Raw genomic sequence first — 1,617 nt, forward strand, 5'->3', positions numbered from 1 at the left:
GGTCTGTCACGCCGTTTGCCAGGAGCGGCAAACGCCGCGCCAGCCCGGCGGGTTCGGCAACCCGAAACGTTATACGAAAGCCGGCAAAAGCAAAAGAGGCGGCGCATTTGCGCCGCTAAGAAGCAAAGACGAGCTTGCCACGCGACGTAAAAAGGGATTCGCGCATGCACTCAACCGCCGATGCGCAGTGGAATGAGGGAACGATCGAGAAGCTGCAGAAGTGGGCTGCTGACAAGGAGGCAGTGCGTGCCGTACTTCTGACCGGTAACAGGGTCGGACCGCCAGGATCGTACGATGCGTTGTCAGATTTCGATGTCGTTCTGGTAGTTCGAGATGTCCATCCGTTTCATGCGGACCGAGCCTGGATAGGCGACTTTGGTGTCGTTCTAGTGACCTACTGGGACGCCCTCTACGCGGACCAGGAGACTGGACTTGAGATCTTTGCCAACGTCATACAGTACAAAAGTGGATTGCGGATTGATTTCACGCTTTGGCCCGTCGAGAAGGCGCGCCGGGTTGGGCAGACCCTGAAGCTCCCGGCTGGCCTTGATGTTGGCTATTCGGTGCTCGTTGACAAGGACAATCTCGCAACGGGCTTCAGTGCCCCGACCTTCATGGCGTTTGCCCAAACGAGACCGAGTGCAGTGGCGTTTGCGCGGTTCGTCGAGGAGTTCTATAGCGATGCGCCGGCTGTTGCGAAATATCTGATGCGCGGCGACTCGATGCCGGCCAAGTGGGTCCTTGACCACGACATGAAGCAGGTCTATCTGAGGCGACTTCTGGAATGGAAGATTGCCCTGGACACCGACTGGAACGTGCAGTTCCGATCGCTTGGTAAGGGTCTACAATGGCGGATGAGTGACGAGCGGTGGAAGCAGCTCCAGGCTGGATACGCAGGGAGTGCAATCGAGGACAACTGGCGTGCGCTCGATGCGACGCTGGCCATATTCCGTGACGTGGGAGAGGATGTCGCTCACAGGCTTGGGTTCGCCTATCCCGTTGAGTTGGATCGGCAAGTGCGCGAGTTCCTTCGTCGGTATCGTCGAGAGGGTGAGGCAGCACTGGCAGGGTCGATGCACCCACGCGGCTAAATATGTTGCAGCCGATAGATCATCGGTGGCCCTGCTCAAGGCCGGCCTTCGTATAACACCGCGTTGCCGGCTCCAGTCACTATCGTTCCTTTCGCCCAACCCTTGGCCCGTCACACTGTTTGCTGAGGGGCGCAAACAGTGCGCCAGGCCGGCGGGTTCGGCAACGCGGGGACGTTAGCAGAAATTGGGGCAAAGATCAGAGGCGGCCCATCGTGGGCCGCCTTGGTTCTGCTTCGACCATTCAGGTCTAGGAATATGTCGGCGATCCTTCCCGCGATCAATAGTGAGCAGGACTACACCAAGGTCTATGCGGACACTGAGGTCTGGCTGCCGGCGATGAAGGTCATCAGTGCCCGCCACGGTCTAGCGGTGCTAGAGCTTCGTCGTGTGTTTTTTTTCGGCTACACACGCGTATATAAATGTAAAAGCGAATTCAAATATATATCTATCTAGTCTATTATAAGTAGAAATTATCTATATATGAACGTATATAAATCGTGTAGAAATACTTTAATTTTGTTGTTGA

The 1,617-nt window shown here is 56.0% G+C and carries 1 protein-coding gene; it reads left to right on the top strand.

The features are described from left to right. Positions 1 to 164 precede the first annotated feature (164 nt). Positions 165 to 1,091 carry an aminoglycoside 6-adenylyltransferase gene (locus HYZ49_08350; protein MBI3242287.1) on the top strand — a complete coding sequence of 309 codons (927 nt, stop codon included), beginning with the start codon at positions 165 to 167 and terminating at the stop codon, positions 1,089 to 1,091. Positions 1,092 to 1,617 lie beyond the last annotated feature (526 nt).

It is taken from the genome of Chloroflexota bacterium, assembly GCA_016197225.1.
Lineage (GTDB): Bacteria > Chloroflexota > Anaerolineae > Anaerolineales > VGOW01 > VGOW01.

What these genes read in the sequence shown, in the direction of transcription:
- HYZ49_08350 (MBI3242287.1), top strand. Translation starts at nt 165, where the DNA reads ATGCACTCAACCGCCGATGCGCAGTGGAATGAGGGAACGATCGAGAAG.